Here is a 16,101-nt window from a genome sequence, read left to right as displayed (position 1 = left end):
TCACACGTCCAGCAGCGACTTGTGTTTCAGGTGCCGCGCGAAGACCTGCATGAACTGCGGATCGACCTTCGCGCCCCACACCGCGAGCGAATGGCCGATCAGCCACAGCGCGAGGCCGGGAATCCACAGTTGCAGGCCAAGCCCGACGGCAGCGGCCAGCGTGCCATTGGCAATCGCTACGGTGCGCGGCGCACCGCCCATCAAAATTGGCTCGGTGAGCGACCGATGCAGCGGCACCTCGAAGCCTGGCAGATTGGCGTCCGTGCTCATACCACGGCCCCGCCGGAGAAGCTGAAGAACGACAGGAAGAACGAGGAGGCAGCGAAGGCGATCGACAGCCCGAACACGATCTGGATGAGACGGCGGAAACCGCCCGACGTGTCACCGAAGGCGAGCGTGAGGCCGGTCACGATAATGATGATGACGGCGACGATCTTGGCGACCGGCCCCTGGATCGAGTCGAGGATGGATTGCAGCGGCGCTTCCCACGGCATGTTGGAGCCGGCGGCCTTGGCCGTGCCTGTCAGCGCCAGCATCACGACGGCCAGCATCAGACCTTGTTGCGCGGGCTGGAACAGCCTGCAAAGGCGTGCAAGCGGATTTACGGAAAAGCGCAGAACATGGGCGTGGCTCATGAGAGTTCTCCGGGAGCAAGCGAAGACGTGACTGGGCGGGATGGCGAAGATGGCGAAGGAATCGCGCCGCAGAGCTGGTAGCCGGTGGCATCGAAGCCGGTCACGCGAGCGATGCGCTCGATGTGGCGACGCCGGCCGCGACCGGCGATGTGGATGACGACGTTGACCGCCTCGGCGATCAGCGCGCGCGGCGGATTCACTGCCACTTCGAGAATCAGTTGTTCGAGGCGCAGTAGCGCGCCCGGCGCGGAGCCGGCGTGGATCGTGGCGATCCCACCGGGGTGGCCGGTGCCCCAGACCTTGATGAGATCCAGGGCTTCGCCGCCGCGCACCTCGCCGACGATCACACGATCGGGCCGCAGGCGCATCGTGGCGCGCACCAGCTCGGTCATGGACACGACGCCCGCGCGCGTGCGCAGCGGCACGTGGTCGCGCGCCGTGCACTGCAGTTCGATGGTGTCTTCGAGGACCAGCACGCGGTCGCCGGTCGCGGCGATCTCGGCGAGCAAGGCATTGGCGAGCGTGGTCTTGCCGGTACTGGTGCCGCCGGCGATCAGGATGTTCTGGCGCTCACGCACCGCGTCGCGCAGGAACGCGGCTTGTTCGGCGGTCATCATGCCGTCGGCGATGTAGCGTTCCAGCGGGATGACACCGACTGCGCGCTTGCGCAGTGCGAAGGCCGGCCCCGGTGCAGCCGGAGGCAGAATGCCCTCGAAGCGTTCGCCGGTTTCCGGCAGCTCGGCGGTCAGGAGCGGCTGGCCGCGATGCACTTCCGCGCCGACGTGCGCGGCGACCAGGCGGATGATACGTTCGCCATCCGCCTCGGACAGCTCCGCGCCCATCGGTGCTCGGCCCGACGACAGGCGATCGATCCAGAGCGTGTGGTCGGGGTTGAGCATGATTTCCACCACGTCTGGGTCTTCGAGCGCAGCGGCGATCAGCGGCCCCATCGCCGTGCGCAACATACGGATGCGCCGGTCGAGCGACGTAGTGGCGAAGGACTGCCCGGTTGTCGAAACGATCGTGCTCATGAGGCACGCTCCTGTGCTTCGGCCTGCGCCGCCGCATCGTCAAGTCGTGCGGCGTCGGGGTTCAGCTCCTCCACCACCTCTCGCACGAGGCTGCGCCCGCGCATCAGGTGGCGGCCGAGCTGTTCGACGAACTGCTCGAAACGCGCCCTGCCCTGCGCGCGAGCGGCATCCTGGTGAGCCTCGGGAACCGGCGTGCTGACCGTCAGGAAGTAGCGAACGAACAGCGCCAGTGTCTCGATCTCGATGTTCTGGTCACGCTCCAGCTTCTCGAACTGGCGCGAGAGTCGGTCGAGCCGTTTGGCGATCGCCGCCTCGCGTTGGTCGCCCGCATCGGGCGAAAGCCAGGACGCGAGTGCCGCCGCAACGATCGACGATTTCGACACGCCTTTCTTCGTCGCCAGTTCATCAAGACGTTTGGCGTGCTCGGGCGCAATGAACAGGTTGAGGCGATACTGGCTCATAGCTGGAGTCCGTCGTCGTGATCGAGGGACGCCAGCCGGGCCGTGCTCTGCATGGCCGGGTCGAACTGGCGAGGGAGCGGCAGCGGCAAGTCGTCGTCATCGAGCAGCGCAAGGTCGCTGTCGGCGATCTGCGGTTCGCGGCTGTACTCGGAGGCTTCCGACAGCTCCGGTCGCCTGCGCGGTCCTCCGTCGTCAGCCGTGCCGGCCTCGCTGCCGACCGGATGTGCATCGACCGGCGCCGCTGGTACGACTGGAATCGCCAGACCACTCCAGTCGTTCGGCCGCAACGGCGGCGCGTCGGGGTAACGCCCGACCGCGAGCGTGGGAGGCGGCAGTACACGGCGCTTGAAATTCGCGTCGGTGTAGTAGCGCAGCTTCTTCGCCTTGATCGGTGCCAGACTGGACACCATCACCACGGCATCGTCGGGCGGGAGCTGCATCACTTCGCCCGGCGTCAGCAGCGGCCGTGCGGTTTCCTGGCGCGACACCATCAGGTGCCCGAGCCACGGCGCGAGCCGATGGCCGGCGTAGTTGCGCTGCGCGCGCAGTTCGGTCGCGTTGCCGAGCATTTCGGAAATGCGCTTGGCCGTGCGTTCGTCGTTGGTGGCGAACGTCACGCGCACATGGCAGTTGTCGAGGATGGAATGGTTCTGGCCGTAGGCTTTGTCGATCTGGTTGAGCGACTGCGCGATAAGGAAGCTGCGCATGCCGTAGCCAGCCATGAACGCCAGCGCAGTCTCGAAAAAGTCGAGCCGACCGAGTGCAGGAAACTCATCGAGCATCAGCAGTAACTTGTGACGGCGTGCGATGCCATCGCTGCCGTCGAGCGATTCGGTCAGGCGCCGGCCGATCTGATTGAGGATCAGGCGCACCAGCGGCTTCGTGCGGCTGATGTCCGACGGCGGCACGACCAGGTACAGCGAGACGGGATGTTCGGCGGCGATCAGGTCAGCGATGCGCCAGTCGCAACGCGAGGTGACTTCGGCCACCGTGGGATCACGGTACAGGCCGAGAAACGACATGGCTGTGGACAGCACACCCGAGCGTTCGTTGTCCGACTTGTTCAACACCTCTCGCGCAGCGGAGGCGACGACAGGATGCGGTGCATCGCCAAGATGGCGCGTCGTCATCATCCGATGCAGCGTCAACTCGAACGGACACGCCGGATCGGACAGGAAGTTGGCGACGCCGCGCAGCGTCTTATCCTCGCCCGCATACAGCACATGCAGGATCGCGCCGACTAGCAGCGCGTGCGAAGTCTTCTCCCAATGATTGCGGCGTTCAAGCGCGCCTTCGGGATCGACCAGGATGTCCGCGATGTTCTGCACGTCGCGCACTTCATGCGCGCCGCGCCGGACTTCGAGCAGCGGGTTGTATGCGGCCGACTTCGCATCGGTCGGATTGAACAGCAGGCAATGCGAGAAGCGTGCGCGCCAGCCTGCGGTGGTGGCCCAGTTTTCGCCCTTGATATCGTGGATGACGGCGGATGCCGGCCAGCTCAACAGCGTGGGAATCACCAAGCCCACGCCTTTGCCCGATCGCGTGGGCGCGAAAGTCAGAACGTGTTCCGGGCCTTCGTGGCGCAGGTACTCCCGGTCGTGCAGGCCGAGAAACACGCCAGCGGGTTGCGTCAGGCCAGCCTTGCGAATATCACGGGCATCGGCCCAGCGCGCCGATCCATAAGTCGTAACGAGGCGTGATTGCCGCGCACGCCATACCGACATGCCGATGGCGACGCCCGCGGCGGTAATGCCGCTCGCAGCGGCAATGGCACCACCTTTGAGGAACAGGCGCGGCGCATAGGCGTCGTACCAATACCACCACTCGAATAGTCGCCACGGGTGATAGAACGGGATACCAAGGCAGTCGAACCATGGCGAACCAAGGCGTAGCTGGTAGCCAAGGTGTGCTGCGGTCCATTGGGTAGCGGCCCAAGTTCCCGCGACCACGATGCCGAACACCACCGACATCTGGCCGAACAGCACCGTAGTCCCGCTCATACCTGCCTCCGACTTTCTCCTGCGTCACGCAGTGAAAACGTGCTGCGTAGCCAGGAGCATCGGTGCCGGATCAGTGCCGGTCAAAGACCGTTATTGGCAGAAATATCGAGAAAAAAACAAGATTTCTAGTTGGATATATGTATCGCTTATCGCGGCGTATTCGCGCGTGTAGCGGCATACGTAGCAACGACATCAGAAAAGTTGTCGTGTATTAACGATTCAGAATTTTGGCACGTCCTTTGGCGGTGTGTACTTCGGGCCATTACCTATGAACAGCCGATGCCGTGCTTCAGATGCAGCGTTGCATTCGGCAGTTGGCATTTTTTTGTCGCCACTTGCACATTGCTGCTCTACTTCACGCAAATGATCTGGATGGGAAGCTAAAGACTCCGCTGTATCGATTGGAGCGGATTTACTGCACGCGCTCAATACCAAGGCAAACACAAAGAACACGATCTTGTTCATGGTTCGATTTCCTCCGATCCCTCTGGATCAGATGGTACGACTGGCTTCTTCATGCCGGTGGATTCGATATTGCTGACTCTCTCGATGAAGCGAGCCAACGTCTCCGAAGGCTCGCCGTCCAGGCGCAGTAGGTAGGTGGTGAGCACGGGCGTGTGTCCAACCAGGGGGCGGGCCACTACTCCCGGCTCGCGGCTGACGGCGACCTGCGAAGCACCAGCCAGCCCCAATGCGAAGCCGGCCGCTACCAATGCCAACATAAGGTCAATGGAAGCCACTCTTTCCGCAATCAACGGTTCTTGATCGACCCGTCGCAATACACGCTCAATCTGCCGCGCATAGCCTTCGCAAGCGTGGAGATCTCCGAGCACAAGCGGATAGCGGAGTACATCCTCTAACGGGATGCGCTTGTGCGCCAACAAAGGATGCCGCGTCGGCACGGCGACCATCAAAGGATCGTTCCACACTGGGTAGGCACTGACACCATCGCCGACCTCGTCCGATCCGGCGAACCCTACGTCGTATAGGTCATCGTGGAGCCCCTTGATCTGCTGTGCTAATGGAACCTCGGACAGTCGTATCTCGACCTCTGGTTCTTCTTCTCGGCATCTCGCAAGGAACATGGAAAAGCGCGAAGGAGGAATGCCGTCCGAAAGTGCAACTCTCAATTGACCATGAAATCCGTTCGCGGCGGCCTTTACACAGTCGCGTGCCTGTTGCACAGCGGTAAAGATGCGAGGCACATATTCCAAAAATAGTTTTCCGGCACGAGTTAGGCGGGTACTGCGTGTGGTGCGAACAAAAAGCTGAACGCCAAGGTCTTCTTCCAACTCCTTGATTGCCCGCGAAAGCGGTGACTGCTCAATGTGTAGACGTTCTGCTGCGCGGGCGAAATGGAGTTCTTCAGCAACTGCCAGGAAGCAGCGAAGATGACGGAGTTCCATTTAATACACAGGCTCCTTGGCTTTTCCTGCTTAACCGGGGACTTCATCAATAAAAGCGGCCAGCTTCCTGGTCATCAAGTTCGGCCAGCCGTCCGGTTAAGCCACGATGCCTGGCTACCGATGCGTTGCTAGAATCTGCCGGGGTCTCCAGCGTAGATCAGAAGCAGCTCAGCCGCCGACCTGCATCGCGACTTCCAGATGACGGCCATTGGTCGCCCAAAGCTGTTCGATTTGCAGCGCCATCGGATCGGGGAAAATATAGGTCTGGCCTTCTTCAATACCTTTAACGATATTGGCAGCCACTTGCTCGGGCGTGACCTTGTCGAGAGGAATACCCTTGGCAAGATCGGTATCGACCGGGCCGGGGTAGATGCCGACAACGGTGATGCCGGACTTTGCCAAGGTGCCGCGAAGCGCCTGGGTCAGCGATTGCAGAGCAGCTTTCGATGCCGAGTAGCCTGCCAGCACCGGAACTGGCGCGAGACCCACAATGCTAACGACGTTCGCAATGATGCCCGAGCCCCGACTGACGAACGAAGGCGCAAAGGCGCGGATCACGCGCAGAGTGCCGTAGTAATTGGTATCCATGTCCGCCTCAATCACGTCCATCGGGCTCGTGACCCAGTCGCCGAACGCCATGGTGCCGGCATTGTTCAGCAGGACGTCGACGTCTTTTGCGAAATCAGCCGCTTTCCTGACCGAATCGTCGCTGGTCACATCGAGCTGCAGCGGCACCACGCGCGCATCGCTGAAATCCGGCAAGGATTGGGTATTGCGCGCGCCGGCATAAATTTTGGTAACGCCAGTCTTCAGCAATTCACGAACGGTTGCGGCACCGATGCCGCGATTGGCGCCAGTAATCAGGACCGTTTTATTTGACAAGGACATCATCTTTCTCCGATGCATGGTGGTGGGAAGTTGACCGGCGCAATGCCGGTCCTATGCGCGAAAGAGCGCGATGTTTTCTGCGATCCAGTCCGGTAATGACCGGGGCGCTTCGCCTGTCAGTTCCTCAACAGTCGAAGTGGTTTCTCCGAGTACGGATTCGCGAAGGACCTGCTCCAGCCCGAGCATCAAATCGACGAGAAACGGTGTCAGCCCAGCGGCAGTCAGCGCAGCCTTTTGATCTTCGGGCGATCGATTACAGTAGACGACAGAGTGACCGAGCAAACGGGAGAACTCCTCCGAAATCTGCGTCATGGTCCAGGACCTCGGCCCCGTCAGGTGGTAGGCGCGTTGAGACGTCGGCTGGACGTCTTCAAGGAGCGCCACGCGTGCCACCTTTGCGATGTCGCGTGTGTCGATGAAGTTCACGCGTCCGTCACCGGCCGCGCCCGCCCATGAGCCTTTGGCGACCTGTCCCGCCGCACGCCGTACGAGCATGTCGACGTAGGCCGATGGCCGCAATATGGTCGAGGCAACCGGCTGACGCGACAGGTGCGCCTCGATCTCCATGTGCCATGCGAACGGCAAGATCCGCGATGCCGGTCCCAGTGCGGAGAGCTTGACGATGTGGCGCACGCCCGCGGCAACGGCGCTGTCGATCAGCGCGATTTCATTGGCGACCTGCTCGGGCGAGCTGCCTTGCGAGAGAAACAAGCGATCGGCGCCGCGTAGTGCGTCCTGTAAAGTATCGGGCTCGTCGAATCGGACAGCTGCGATGGTCACGTTGCTAGGCAGCCGGGCTTCGTCGGGACGGCGCGTCAGCGCGACAACATCGACCGGATCGGTGGCGAGCAAACGAGCCAAGGCCGAGCCGACGCGACCCGTTGCGCCGGCAATGGCGATACGAGATGGGCGGGAATCGTGGACGACTTCGGACATATCAGCCTCTTCCTAGTTGTTGGAACGATCGGTTCAGGATAATATTGGAACGAATGTTCCATGATGTCAAGCGAGGTGCGGAAATGAGTGGGAAACCACAGTTCGACGAGGCTGCGGTCATGCGTGCGGCCATCGAGGTGTTCTGGCGCCATGGCTACGCAGCCACTTCGATCAGCGAGCTGACCGAGGCAACAGGACTTTCTCGTTCGAGCCTTTACCAGCGCTTCGGCGACAAGGACGGTCTGTTCAGGGAGGCGTTGCAGATCTATACAGAGCGTGTCCTCCACCACATGGGCGCGGCCAAGGCCGATACGCCCCGCACCCGGCTTGACGCGTTGCTGCGAGGATTTCTGCCAGATCCGTCGCGACCGGCCGGCTGTCTGATCGGATGGGGTTGCGTCGAGATTGCGGGACTGACGGTAGAAGGACAGACGGCCATCCTTGATGCCGTGGCGCGCCAGCGCGATGTATTCAAGGGTCTGTTGCGTGAAGGCATCGCAAGCGCCGAGCTGCCGCAGGATGCCGATGTCGAAGTGTTGGCCTGGCACTTTCTCGGTGTACTGCAAGCCATTCTGACGCTCCCGCAGGCCGGCGCGGACACGAACGCGCTGACCGGCATGATCGATGTAGCCATGTCGGCGTGGCCCGACGAAACTCTGAACGCTTGATCGCCGTTCCGCGTCGACATACAGGGACATGAACGTGCCGATCAGGACGGATTGATGGCCGAGAAAATCTGTTCGTAAGTGCCGTTTTTCTCCGCCCAGCGAGCCGGCAGAACGCGTTGCACCATGATTTCCCCGTTCGGGTAACTGCCATTCTCAAGTTGCTGCATCACTTCAGCGATATATGCATCGAGCGGCATCGCACGCGGATCGCTTGCCTGCTGCGGCCCGCTCAACTCGGTCTGGACATAGCAGGGAACCAGCTCCAGCACCTCTACTGGTACGCGGCGCAACTGATGGCGCAAGCCCTGTAGCCAGGAATGCACGAAGGCCTTGCTGGCGCTGTAGGTCAGCGAGCCGGCATTTGGAACGAATGCCAGGTTGGAGGTGGTGCCGATGAACACAGCGTCCTGCTGCGCCTTCAGAACCGGAAGCAATGCTGCCGCCACACGGATCACTCCGAGGATGTTGGTTTCGACGACCGCTTCCGCGACCGACGTGTCCCATCCGTCTGCTGCGACAACTTCCGGCACCGATATGCCCGCATTCGCGATCACGACGTTCACTTGCGGATAGTGTTTTCGCACGGTTTCTCCCAATCTGGACACCGATACCGGATCGCCCAGATCCACTTCGATGCCCTCGATCTCGGGGCGCTGTTTGGCAACCTCTGCAAACAGATTCTTCCTGCGGCCGGCTACGATCACGCGATTACCGCGATCGTGCAGTGCTTCGGCCAAGGCGCGGCCAATCCCGCTCGTGCCACCGACGATCAGAATCGTATTGCCTGTTAATTTCATAAAACCCTCCTGAGGGATTAGTCTGGATTGAATGTCGCCGAGTACCGCTTCGAGTTCGACAGTCGAGAGACACGGATCTGGCTCCACATGTCGATTACCCAGCACGGATACCGCTGGCCGTTTGGCGTGGTATGGCCTAGCCCGCATTCATCCATACGGACTTCGTCTCCAGGTACTGCTCGATATGGTGTCGCCCGTTCTCGCGACCGAAGCCCGACATCTTGTAACCGCCGAACGGAACCGCAGGGTCGTGCAGACCGTAGCCGTTGATGTAGACGATGCCTGCGCGGATGCCTCTCGACATCTTGACGGCCGTGTTGATGTTCTTGGTCCAGACGCCGCTGGCAAGACCGTAGGGCGTGTCGTTGGACCGGCGCAGCACGTCGTCGATATCATCGAACGGAATGGCCGACAGGACCGGCCCGAAGATTTCTTCGCGGGCAATGGTCATGTCGTCGGTGACACCGGCGAAGACTGTGGGCGGCACAAAATAGCCGTCGCCCAAGTTGCCCTCGGTGGCGCGGCTGCCACCTACAAGCGTCTTCGCCCCTTCTCGGGCACCTGCGTTAAGGTAGCCGGTCACGCGCTCGAGCTGCTCGGCTGAGACCAGCGGTCCGAGGTTCGTGGTGGGTGACAAAGGATCGCCGAGCTTCAGCGTCTTGGCGAACTGGGCGACCTTCTCGGTGAACTCGTCATAGACCCGTCGCTCCACAAACAGGCGAGTGCCGGCTGCACAGATCTGGCCCGAGTTGGCGAAGGCGCCCATGGCCGCAGCCGGGACTGCTGCATCGAGGTCTGCGTCAGCGAAGATGATGTGCGGCGACTTGCCGCCGAGTTCGAGGCTCAGGCGCTTGATCGTGCCGGCTGTGGCCTGGATGATCTTGCTGCCTGTCTCGGTCGAACCGGTGAAGGCGATCTTGTCGACGCCCGGATGCGAGGCCAAGGCGGCGCCCGCATCGCCAAACCCTGTGACAACGTTCACGACACCGGGCGGCACGCCGGCTTCCAGGCAAAGTTCTGCCAGCAGCAGCGGCACGAACGAGGCCTGTTCGGCACATTTCAGCACCAAGGTACAGCCCGACGCGAGCACCGGGGCGAGTTTCCAGGTCGAGGAGAATAGCGGACTGTTCCAAGGAGTGATGCTGCCGACAATGCCGACCGGCTCCTTCAGCGTATAGGCAAAGGCATCGTTGTACGAATGCTCGATGGTATCGCCGTGGATCGACACGGCCTGCGCGGCAGCATAGCGGAAGGTCGCGGTACAGATGCCCGCCAGGCGCTTCGTCGAAGTGATGGGCATGCCCATGTCGATCGAGTCGATGGTCGCGATTTCATCGACGCGTGCGTCGATCAGGTCAGCCAGCTTGAGCAACACGCGTTGCCGGTCGGCGGGCTTGAAACGTCGCCACGGACCCTCGAATGCATGGCGCGCGGCGGCGACCGCACGGTCGATGTCCGCTGCCGCGCCGAGCGCGAGCCGACCGATTTCACGGCCGTTCGACGGGTTAATCGAGGCGAAGGTCTCGCCGGAAACCGCATCGACCCATTGGCCGTCGATGAAAAGCTGCTTGGGCCCACGCAGGAACGCAGGTTGGGCTGCCAAGGTTTGCTGATCCATGGTGTTTCTCCTAGTTTGGTTGATGTCCAAGACTAAGACGGCCACACTGGATCAGCCAGCAAGATTCTCCGGAAATATTGCCTGATTATCCGAGTTGTGAGGGTGGCTGACACATGACAGAAAGATCCGAGCTATGATTTAGCCATGGAAATTAAGCTCGATTGGCCTAGCCATGCTCAAGAATCTGATAGCATCAATTGAACGATTTTGCGGAGAGACCGAGGGGATGTGCGGAACCCGCATTCCCGAGCTGAGGCTGTTTCGGGCAACGGCTCCAGAAGTCCCTTTTGAGCGTTCAACCCCCAAGATGCTTGAACCGGCCCTGTGCGTGGTCGTGCAGGGTTCCAAGCAGGCGACCCTGGGCATGATGCCGTTCCTTTACGAAGCCGGGCAGTATTCGATTGTTTCGGTCGATCTCCCAGCGACCAATGTTCTTGTGCACGCCACGGCGGAGCGGCCGTTTCTCGGCCTGATGTTGACGTTCGACATGAGTATGTTGAGCGACATGCTGTTGGCCGTGCCAGTAGAGGGAAAACGGCCGCTGCCGCATCTGGGCATGATGCCGAGTCCGTTGACGCCTGAGTTGGTGGACTGCCTGACTCGTTTGGTCAGTGCATTGGCCAATCCTCAAGACGCGGCTGTACTCGCGCCTCTGATCGAACGAGAAGTGGTGTATCGATTGTTATGTGGTCCCCAAGGCACCTTGATCCAGCAGATCGCACAGGCCGACAGCCGGCTGTCGCAGATCAAGAAGGCCATCGAGTGGATCAGGGCCAACTATGCGTCGGCCATCAAGATCGACGAGATTGCCGAGATGGCCAATATGAGTCTCTCGACATTTCACGAGCACTTCAAGGCGGTGACGTCGATGTCGCCGTTACAGTATCAAAAGCATCTACGATTGCACTCCGCGCGGCGCTTGATTATCACGCGACAACTCGATGCTGGCGCCGCGGCCTTCGCGGTGGGTTACGACAGCCCTTCGCAATTCAACCGGGAATATAAGCGGCTGTTCGGAGAGCCCCCTCTTCGCGATGCTATGCGACTTCGTGATTTGATCACCGCCGAGACATAAGCGGGTTAGAGCCCAAAGTGTCTGCCATCGCAATATCTATCCTATTCCTAGCTGACGTTCGAGATGCCATGACACGCTCACGCCGCGTGTAGTCGCGGCAAGCTGTTGTCCCAACCGTTGTTCGATCACCGGCTTCCACGGCACCAGCGAGAAGCTCATGCCGTCGTCGAGCATCGCGTAGCGTCCGCTAGCGAGCATGACGCTGCGCCGGTAGATGCCAGCCACGCGCTGGCAATCGGCCACCGGCCGATGTGCCAGTCCAGTTTCGGCGGCAATGTGCTTTGCGACCTGCGCCAGTTCGCGTCCGCGCAGCGTCGCCAGCAGGTTGCGCGCGAAGACGACACGCTGCCCGCGATGCTCGGCCAGTCCCTGTTCGGCCAGGAAGTCGGCGCGCTGGCGCAGCGCGTCCTTGACCCCGGCTCCAAAGCCCTGGTCACCCAGCCCCTTGCCACCACCGATCAACTGCTGGTCGAGCCAGGTGGCGCCGATCACGCGCGTCTGCCGCTCGATGGGCAGGTGCGATTTCAGTTCCACCGCCACACCGCCGCCAAGGCGCTGCGCGTCGTACTGGCGGCCTCGTTCGGCCAGGTCGCTGGGGATGCGCCAGACGCTTTCGGCCTCGCGCTCCACGATGCTGGCGCGGCGCAGGGCTTCGAGCCGGCGCACATGCGCGGCCACCACCTCGCGCGGGTCGCGGTCGGCCGTGACCTGTCCCTGCGCCACGGCCAGGTGATGATCGGTGCGGTACACGCCATCGACGGCCAGCGCGGCGATGTTCCGGTCGGCGGCGCGCACGTCGGCCGCGCCTTTGACTTCCACCACGGCGCCGGTCGGGTACTGCTCCAGTTCCGACCGCGGCGGCAGCGCGACATAGTGCGCCTTGCCGTCCGTACCATCGACGATCAGATAGCCCTTGTCGTACAGCTCGTCGGCCAGCCCTTTGCCGACGACGCGGCCCACGATGGCGCGGCCATCCTCGCCGCCGGGCTGGAACACGGCCAGCTCGCGCTGCTGGCCGCTCATGGCCCGCTGCATGGTGCGGATGATGTCGCCGCGTTCGCCCATTGCCCGCAGCGTGGTTTCGGCATCGGCGTGGATGGCCCAGGTGCCGGGCTGCTGCTCGGCCGCCAGCCCCATGCGCTGCAAGCGTTGCAGGCGACCGATCAGCATTCGCCGCTGGCGATGCAACCGGGGTTCGGCCAACGTCTCCGGCTGCACTAGGCCGTCCACGGCCTCGCGCTGCAAGGTGCGATCCAGCCCCGTCCACCGCTCCTGATCGACTTCGCGCTGCATGGCGCGCTGCATCTCCAGCTCGGTGCGTGGCCCCAGCCATTCCGTCGCCAGCTCGGATGCCCGGCGGCGCATCCCTTCGGCGATGTAGTCGCGGGAGATGATGAGGTCTTTGCCAGTGTCGTCCTTGCCCTGCAGGACAACGTGCGTGTGCGGGTTGTCGGTATTCCAGTGATCGACCGCGACCCATTCCAGTCGCGTGCCAAGGTCGGCCTCCATGCGTGCCATCAGGTGCCGGGTGTAAGTGCGCAGATCGTCGAGCTGTTCGGCATCCTCCGGGGAGACGATGAACCGGAACTGGTGGCGGTCGTCGGCACCGCGCGCCTTGAATGCTTCGAGATCAGCGTCATCGGTCGTCGGGCCGTAGGCATGGCCCGGCCCGCCCTGACGATCGACACCCTCACGCTCGATGTAACGCAGGTGCGCGGCGGTCGAGCGAGGCCCGGCCTGTTTCAGATTCACTAGCCTTGCCTTGATCGTTACGCGCCGGGCGTTCGCCCCAAGTCCGCGCCCCGCGAAACGCGCTGCGACGTGGCCGCGCCCCAGCCGGGAACCAGGACGCTGGCCGACCTTGCCCGCCGCCTTGCCGAGCTTCGCGCCGGCCTTATTGGTCTCGCGCAGCACCTTGTTAACGAAAGCATCGCCGCGCTGTTTCGGCGCACCGGGACGGACGCGGAAACGGTCGTCGTCATGCTGGCTCATGGTGCGGCTCCATTCAGGACCGGCGCAGTCGAGCGGACGAAGCACGCGGCTTCACCAATGCCGATGAGGCATTGCGCACCTTCGCGGCACGTTGCCGCCTCGTAGCGCGTGCCGCGCTCCCCCCATGTGCAGACAAGGTTTTCAAGCGGTGATGTGCCGCGACCTTTTATCTTGCCTTCCGCCTTTGCCTTTCGCTGTCGCTCCAGGCATCGGCGGCCCGGCGGCGCTGCGCTGCTCGCAGCCAGCGCGCCGGGGAACGCAGCCACGGCCATCGGCCGGGCGCGTTCAAGGCAAGATGCCTGCAAGGGGGAAAGCGTCGCCGGATGTTGCGCGACGTGCAGCGCGAATGCGCTCGCACGGCACGCGCGACGACACGGCGACAGCCAGCGGAAGCACACGTCGGATGGCACGATGAGGCACTGCGAATCGGCGGCCATCATCGGCGTGTCTCCAACCAGACCGGATGCGCGACACCGATCACGGTGGATGTGCTGACCGGGCCGAAATACCGACTATCGAACGACGCCGGATTGGTCGTGCTCAACAGGAACAGCTCGCCCGGTTCGAGGCGGCGGCACTGTCGCCACGATGACAGTGGGCGGCCCATGCGGTCGGCACGCAGTACGGCGGCCGAAGGCACGCCGTCGATGCGGACGATGCCGCCCGAAATGCACACCTGCTGCGGCGCGATGGCGGCCACGGGCTTGAGTAGTGGAACGCCAGCCGGCAGGTAGCCGCGCTGCGCAGCGAGCGTGGCAGCCTTGGCCGGCAGCGGCACCAGCACGATGCTGTCCACGAACAACGGACGTGGCAGCGAGTCGGTGCGCGGATCGATGCGATACCAGCCGACCGCCACGCTGTCGGACGGGTTGTAGGTCAGGCGCGGTAGCGGCGACACGAAGGACGCCCAGGCCAGCGCAGCGAAGCCGACGGCGGCCAGTGTCGCCACGACGACGCGAACGCGATCGCGCGAGCGAGAACGTGGCGGAACGATAGGTGCGTTGGCCGTGGTGTTCGGGGCTGTCATGGCAGCGCCCTCCCGGCCAGCCAGGCGACGTGTCGCTCGGCGGTGTACGCCGGCAGCGGCAAGCGTGCAGCGAGCCGGTTGCCGAGCGTGCGCCAGTAAGCGGGCGACACGTCGGCGGGCACGATGCTCTGCGCCTCAATGGCGTCGAGCTGCGCCAACACCGCGCGCACGGCGGGTTCGCCCTCGGCGTGCAGCAGCAGGCGCGCGCCCGGCAGCACGCCGGGGATGCGCTGCGCTGCGTCCAGTGGCGTGCAAGCCTGCATCACCATGAGCTGCCAGCGGATTGTGCCGTAGTCGTTCGCCTGCCAGTGGATGCGGCAGAACATCGCACGCGGCAGGAACACCGCGACGCGCCGCCAGCGGTCGAGCCGAACGGTGCGCGCCGGCTCGCCGAAGCGCAGATATACGTCGATGCGCTGCTCGATGTAGGTGAGCGAAACGCGGGTCAGCGGCGCGATGCCGGCTTGTCCGGCGAGCACCGCAAGCGATGGCGCGGTTGTGCCCGATGAGGCAGCCGTGGCCGCCAGGGCGGATGCGTTCATGGCAGGTTCTCCGTGCGTTTTTCGGGAAACTCGCGTTGCAGCAGCGCGCGCAGCAGCTCGGCGACGGTCATGCCTTGCGTGAAGGCCGAAACCTTGATGCGTGCCCGCATGGCGGGCGTAATGTCGAGCGTCAAGCGCGCGGTGTAGAGGTCGCCTTTCTGGATGCCGTCGGCGTCACCCTGGCGAACCCATGCCTCGGCGTGCGGGTTCGCCGGTGGACGTGCGCCGATGCCGACACGCTTGCCCGGCCGCTTGCTGATCGGCTGGCTCATGTCGGCCACCGCAGCAGTTCGTCAGTCAGCGCGGCGATCTCGCGGGCGGCGGCGCTGTCCGGTGCCGTCTCGCGGGCGAGCCGGCCAGCGGCCACGCTGTCGGCGAACGCGATGCGTTGATGCACTTCCGAGCGCAGCGCCGGCAGCGGTTGTTCGGCGAGCGCGTTGCGTGCCTCGCGGCCGATGATGGTGGTGCTGACGCGCCGGTTGACGACGAAGGCCGAGCGCAGCGCGGGTCGGAACACCTGCGCTTCGCGGATCAGCGCCACCATCTCGGACGAGGCCCACAAATCGTAGGGACTCGGCTGCACGGGAATCAGCACGCGCTCGGCCGCCAGCAGCGCGGAGCGCGCCAGGGCGGCGATGCGCGGCGGACCGTCGATGACGACATGATCGGCGCGATGAACCAGCTCCGGTGCTTCCTGATGCAGCGTCTCGCGGGCGAGGCCCACGGCGCTGAACAAGCGCGGCAAGCCCTGCTGGGCGCGTCGCTGCGTCCAGTCCAGCGCCGAGCCTTGCGGGTCGGCATCCAGCAGGATGACCGACTGCCCGCGCGCTGCCAGCTCGCCGGCAACGTGAGTGGCGAGCGTGGTCTTGCCGACGCCGCCTTTCTGGTTGAGGAAGGCAACGATCATGGCGCGGCCCTCTGTGCGGGGCGGCCGGGCTGTTGCGGCTGCGTTGCGTGCCGTTGGGCGCTTATCCACCGAAGCGGCGCGCTCCTACCAAAAGTTAGAGCTTTTAAGTTAGGTAAGT

The 16,101-nt window shown here is 63.4% G+C and carries 19 protein-coding genes; 2 read left to right on the top strand and 17 right to left on the bottom strand.

Annotated features, from left to right (window positions below; all coding sequences use genetic code 11):
* From BAC01S_RS04495 to BAC01S_RS04460, 9 genes are all read right to left on the bottom strand, one after another.
* On the bottom strand, positions 1-270 hold the full coding sequence (locus tag BAC01S_RS04495) for a VirB3 family type IV secretion system protein (RefSeq protein WP_027793687.1): 270 nt from the start codon (positions 268-270) through the stop codon (positions 1-3).
* Positions 267-635 carry a TrbC/VirB2 family protein gene (locus BAC01S_RS04490; RefSeq protein WP_027793686.1) on the bottom strand — a complete coding sequence of 123 codons (369 nt, stop codon included), beginning with the start codon at positions 633-635 and terminating at the stop codon, positions 267-269. The genes BAC01S_RS04495 and BAC01S_RS04490 overlap by 4 nt, the downstream gene beginning before the upstream one ends.
* Positions 632-1,666 (bottom strand): P-type conjugative transfer ATPase TrbB, encoded by a 1,035-nt coding sequence (gene trbB, locus BAC01S_RS04485; RefSeq protein ID WP_027793685.1) that lies wholly within the window; start codon positions 1,664-1,666, stop codon positions 632-634. The genes BAC01S_RS04490 and trbB overlap by 4 nt, the downstream gene beginning before the upstream one ends.
* The gene (locus BAC01S_RS04480) at positions 1,663-2,127 is read right to left on the bottom strand and encodes a CopG family transcriptional regulator (protein ID WP_027793684.1); all 465 of its coding nucleotides are present in this window, start codon (positions 2,125-2,127) and stop codon (positions 1,663-1,665) included. Before BAC01S_RS04480 ends, trbB begins: the two co-directional genes overlap by 4 nt.
* Positions 2,124-4,127, bottom strand: coding sequence for a conjugal transfer protein TraG (locus BAC01S_RS04475; protein WP_027793683.1), 2,004 nt, complete (start codon positions 4,125-4,127; stop codon positions 2,124-2,126). The genes BAC01S_RS04480 and BAC01S_RS04475 overlap by 4 nt, the downstream gene beginning before the upstream one ends.
* Positions 4,128-4,346: 219 nt before the next feature.
* The gene (locus BAC01S_RS33655; RefSeq protein WP_084168186.1) at positions 4,347-4,592 is read right to left on the bottom strand and encodes an EexN family lipoprotein; all 246 of its coding nucleotides are present in this window, start codon (positions 4,590-4,592) and stop codon (positions 4,347-4,349) included.
* The gene (locus tag BAC01S_RS04470) at positions 4,589-5,533 is read right to left on the bottom strand and encodes a LysR family transcriptional regulator (RefSeq protein WP_027793682.1); all 945 of its coding nucleotides are present in this window, start codon (positions 5,531-5,533) and stop codon (positions 4,589-4,591) included. Before BAC01S_RS04470 ends, BAC01S_RS33655 begins: the two co-directional genes overlap by 4 nt.
* A 168-nt stretch (positions 5,534-5,701) precedes the next feature.
* Positions 5,702-6,424 carry an SDR family oxidoreductase gene (locus BAC01S_RS04465; protein WP_245616500.1) on the bottom strand — a complete coding sequence of 241 codons (723 nt, stop codon included), beginning with the start codon at positions 6,422-6,424 and terminating at the stop codon, positions 5,702-5,704.
* Positions 6,425-6,472: 48 nt separating this feature from the next.
* Positions 6,473-7,357, bottom strand: a complete 885-nt coding sequence (locus BAC01S_RS04460; protein WP_027793680.1) for an SDR family oxidoreductase — start codon at positions 7,355-7,357, stop codon at positions 6,473-6,475.
* 53 nt (positions 7,358-7,410) lie between these two features.
* Here BAC01S_RS04460 and BAC01S_RS04455 point away from each other — a divergent pair, with 53 nt between their 5' ends.
* Entirely contained in the window at positions 7,411-8,025 is a 615-nt protein-coding gene (locus BAC01S_RS04455; RefSeq protein WP_245616506.1) for a TetR/AcrR family transcriptional regulator, read from the top strand.
* A 41-nt stretch (positions 8,026-8,066) separates the two neighbouring features.
* Here the strand turns inward: BAC01S_RS04455 and BAC01S_RS04450 are convergent, their stop codons facing one another.
* Positions 8,067-8,822 (bottom strand): SDR family oxidoreductase, encoded by a 756-nt coding sequence (locus BAC01S_RS04450; RefSeq protein WP_027793678.1) that lies wholly within the window; start codon positions 8,820-8,822, stop codon positions 8,067-8,069.
* A gap of 136 nt (positions 8,823-8,958) precedes the next feature.
* The gene (locus BAC01S_RS04445) at positions 8,959-10,440 is read right to left on the bottom strand and encodes an aldehyde dehydrogenase family protein (RefSeq protein ID WP_043201098.1); all 1,482 of its coding nucleotides are present in this window, start codon (positions 10,438-10,440) and stop codon (positions 8,959-8,961) included.
* Positions 10,441-10,612: 172 nt separating this feature from the next.
* Between BAC01S_RS04445 and BAC01S_RS30260 the strand changes: the two genes are divergently transcribed.
* Positions 10,613-11,515 carry an AraC family transcriptional regulator gene (locus BAC01S_RS30260; protein ID WP_043201096.1) on the top strand — a complete coding sequence of 301 codons (903 nt, stop codon included), beginning with the start codon at positions 10,613-10,615 and terminating at the stop codon, positions 11,513-11,515.
* 36 nt (positions 11,516-11,551) lie between these two features.
* Here BAC01S_RS30260 and BAC01S_RS04435 read toward each other — a convergent pair whose 3' ends face one another.
* The 6 genes from BAC01S_RS04435 to parA are packed head-to-tail and all read right to left on the bottom strand — an operon-like array spanning position 11,552 to position 15,983.
* Entirely contained in the window at positions 11,552-13,507 is a 1,956-nt protein-coding gene (locus BAC01S_RS04435; protein ID WP_027793676.1) for a relaxase/mobilization nuclease and DUF3363 domain-containing protein, read from the bottom strand.
* Positions 13,504-13,947 carry a hypothetical protein gene (locus BAC01S_RS33650; RefSeq protein WP_084168184.1) on the bottom strand — a complete coding sequence of 148 codons (444 nt, stop codon included), beginning with the start codon at positions 13,945-13,947 and terminating at the stop codon, positions 13,504-13,506. Before BAC01S_RS33650 ends, BAC01S_RS04435 begins: the two co-directional genes overlap by 4 nt.
* Positions 13,944-14,534 (bottom strand): S26 family signal peptidase, encoded by a 591-nt coding sequence (locus tag BAC01S_RS04430; RefSeq protein ID WP_027793675.1) that lies wholly within the window; start codon positions 14,532-14,534, stop codon positions 13,944-13,946. Before BAC01S_RS04430 ends, BAC01S_RS33650 begins: the two co-directional genes overlap by 4 nt.
* The gene (locus tag BAC01S_RS04425; RefSeq protein WP_027793674.1) at positions 14,531-15,076 is read right to left on the bottom strand and encodes a DUF2840 domain-containing protein; all 546 of its coding nucleotides are present in this window, start codon (positions 15,074-15,076) and stop codon (positions 14,531-14,533) included. Before BAC01S_RS04425 ends, BAC01S_RS04430 begins: the two co-directional genes overlap by 4 nt.
* On the bottom strand, positions 15,073-15,348 hold the full coding sequence (locus tag BAC01S_RS04420) for a hypothetical protein (protein ID WP_027793673.1): 276 nt from the start codon (positions 15,346-15,348) through the stop codon (positions 15,073-15,075). The genes BAC01S_RS04425 and BAC01S_RS04420 overlap by 4 nt, the downstream gene beginning before the upstream one ends.
* Entirely contained in the window at positions 15,345-15,983 is a 639-nt protein-coding gene (gene parA, locus BAC01S_RS04415) for a ParA family partition ATPase (protein ID WP_027793672.1), read from the bottom strand. The genes BAC01S_RS04420 and parA overlap by 4 nt, the downstream gene beginning before the upstream one ends.
* Positions 15,984-16,101 lie beyond the last annotated feature (118 nt).

The organism is Paraburkholderia acidipaludis NBRC 101816 (assembly GCF_000684975.1).
Taxonomy (GTDB): Bacteria; Pseudomonadota; Gammaproteobacteria; order Burkholderiales; family Burkholderiaceae; genus Paraburkholderia; species Paraburkholderia acidipaludis.
This window is presented reverse-complemented; position numbering and strand designations above follow the sequence as displayed.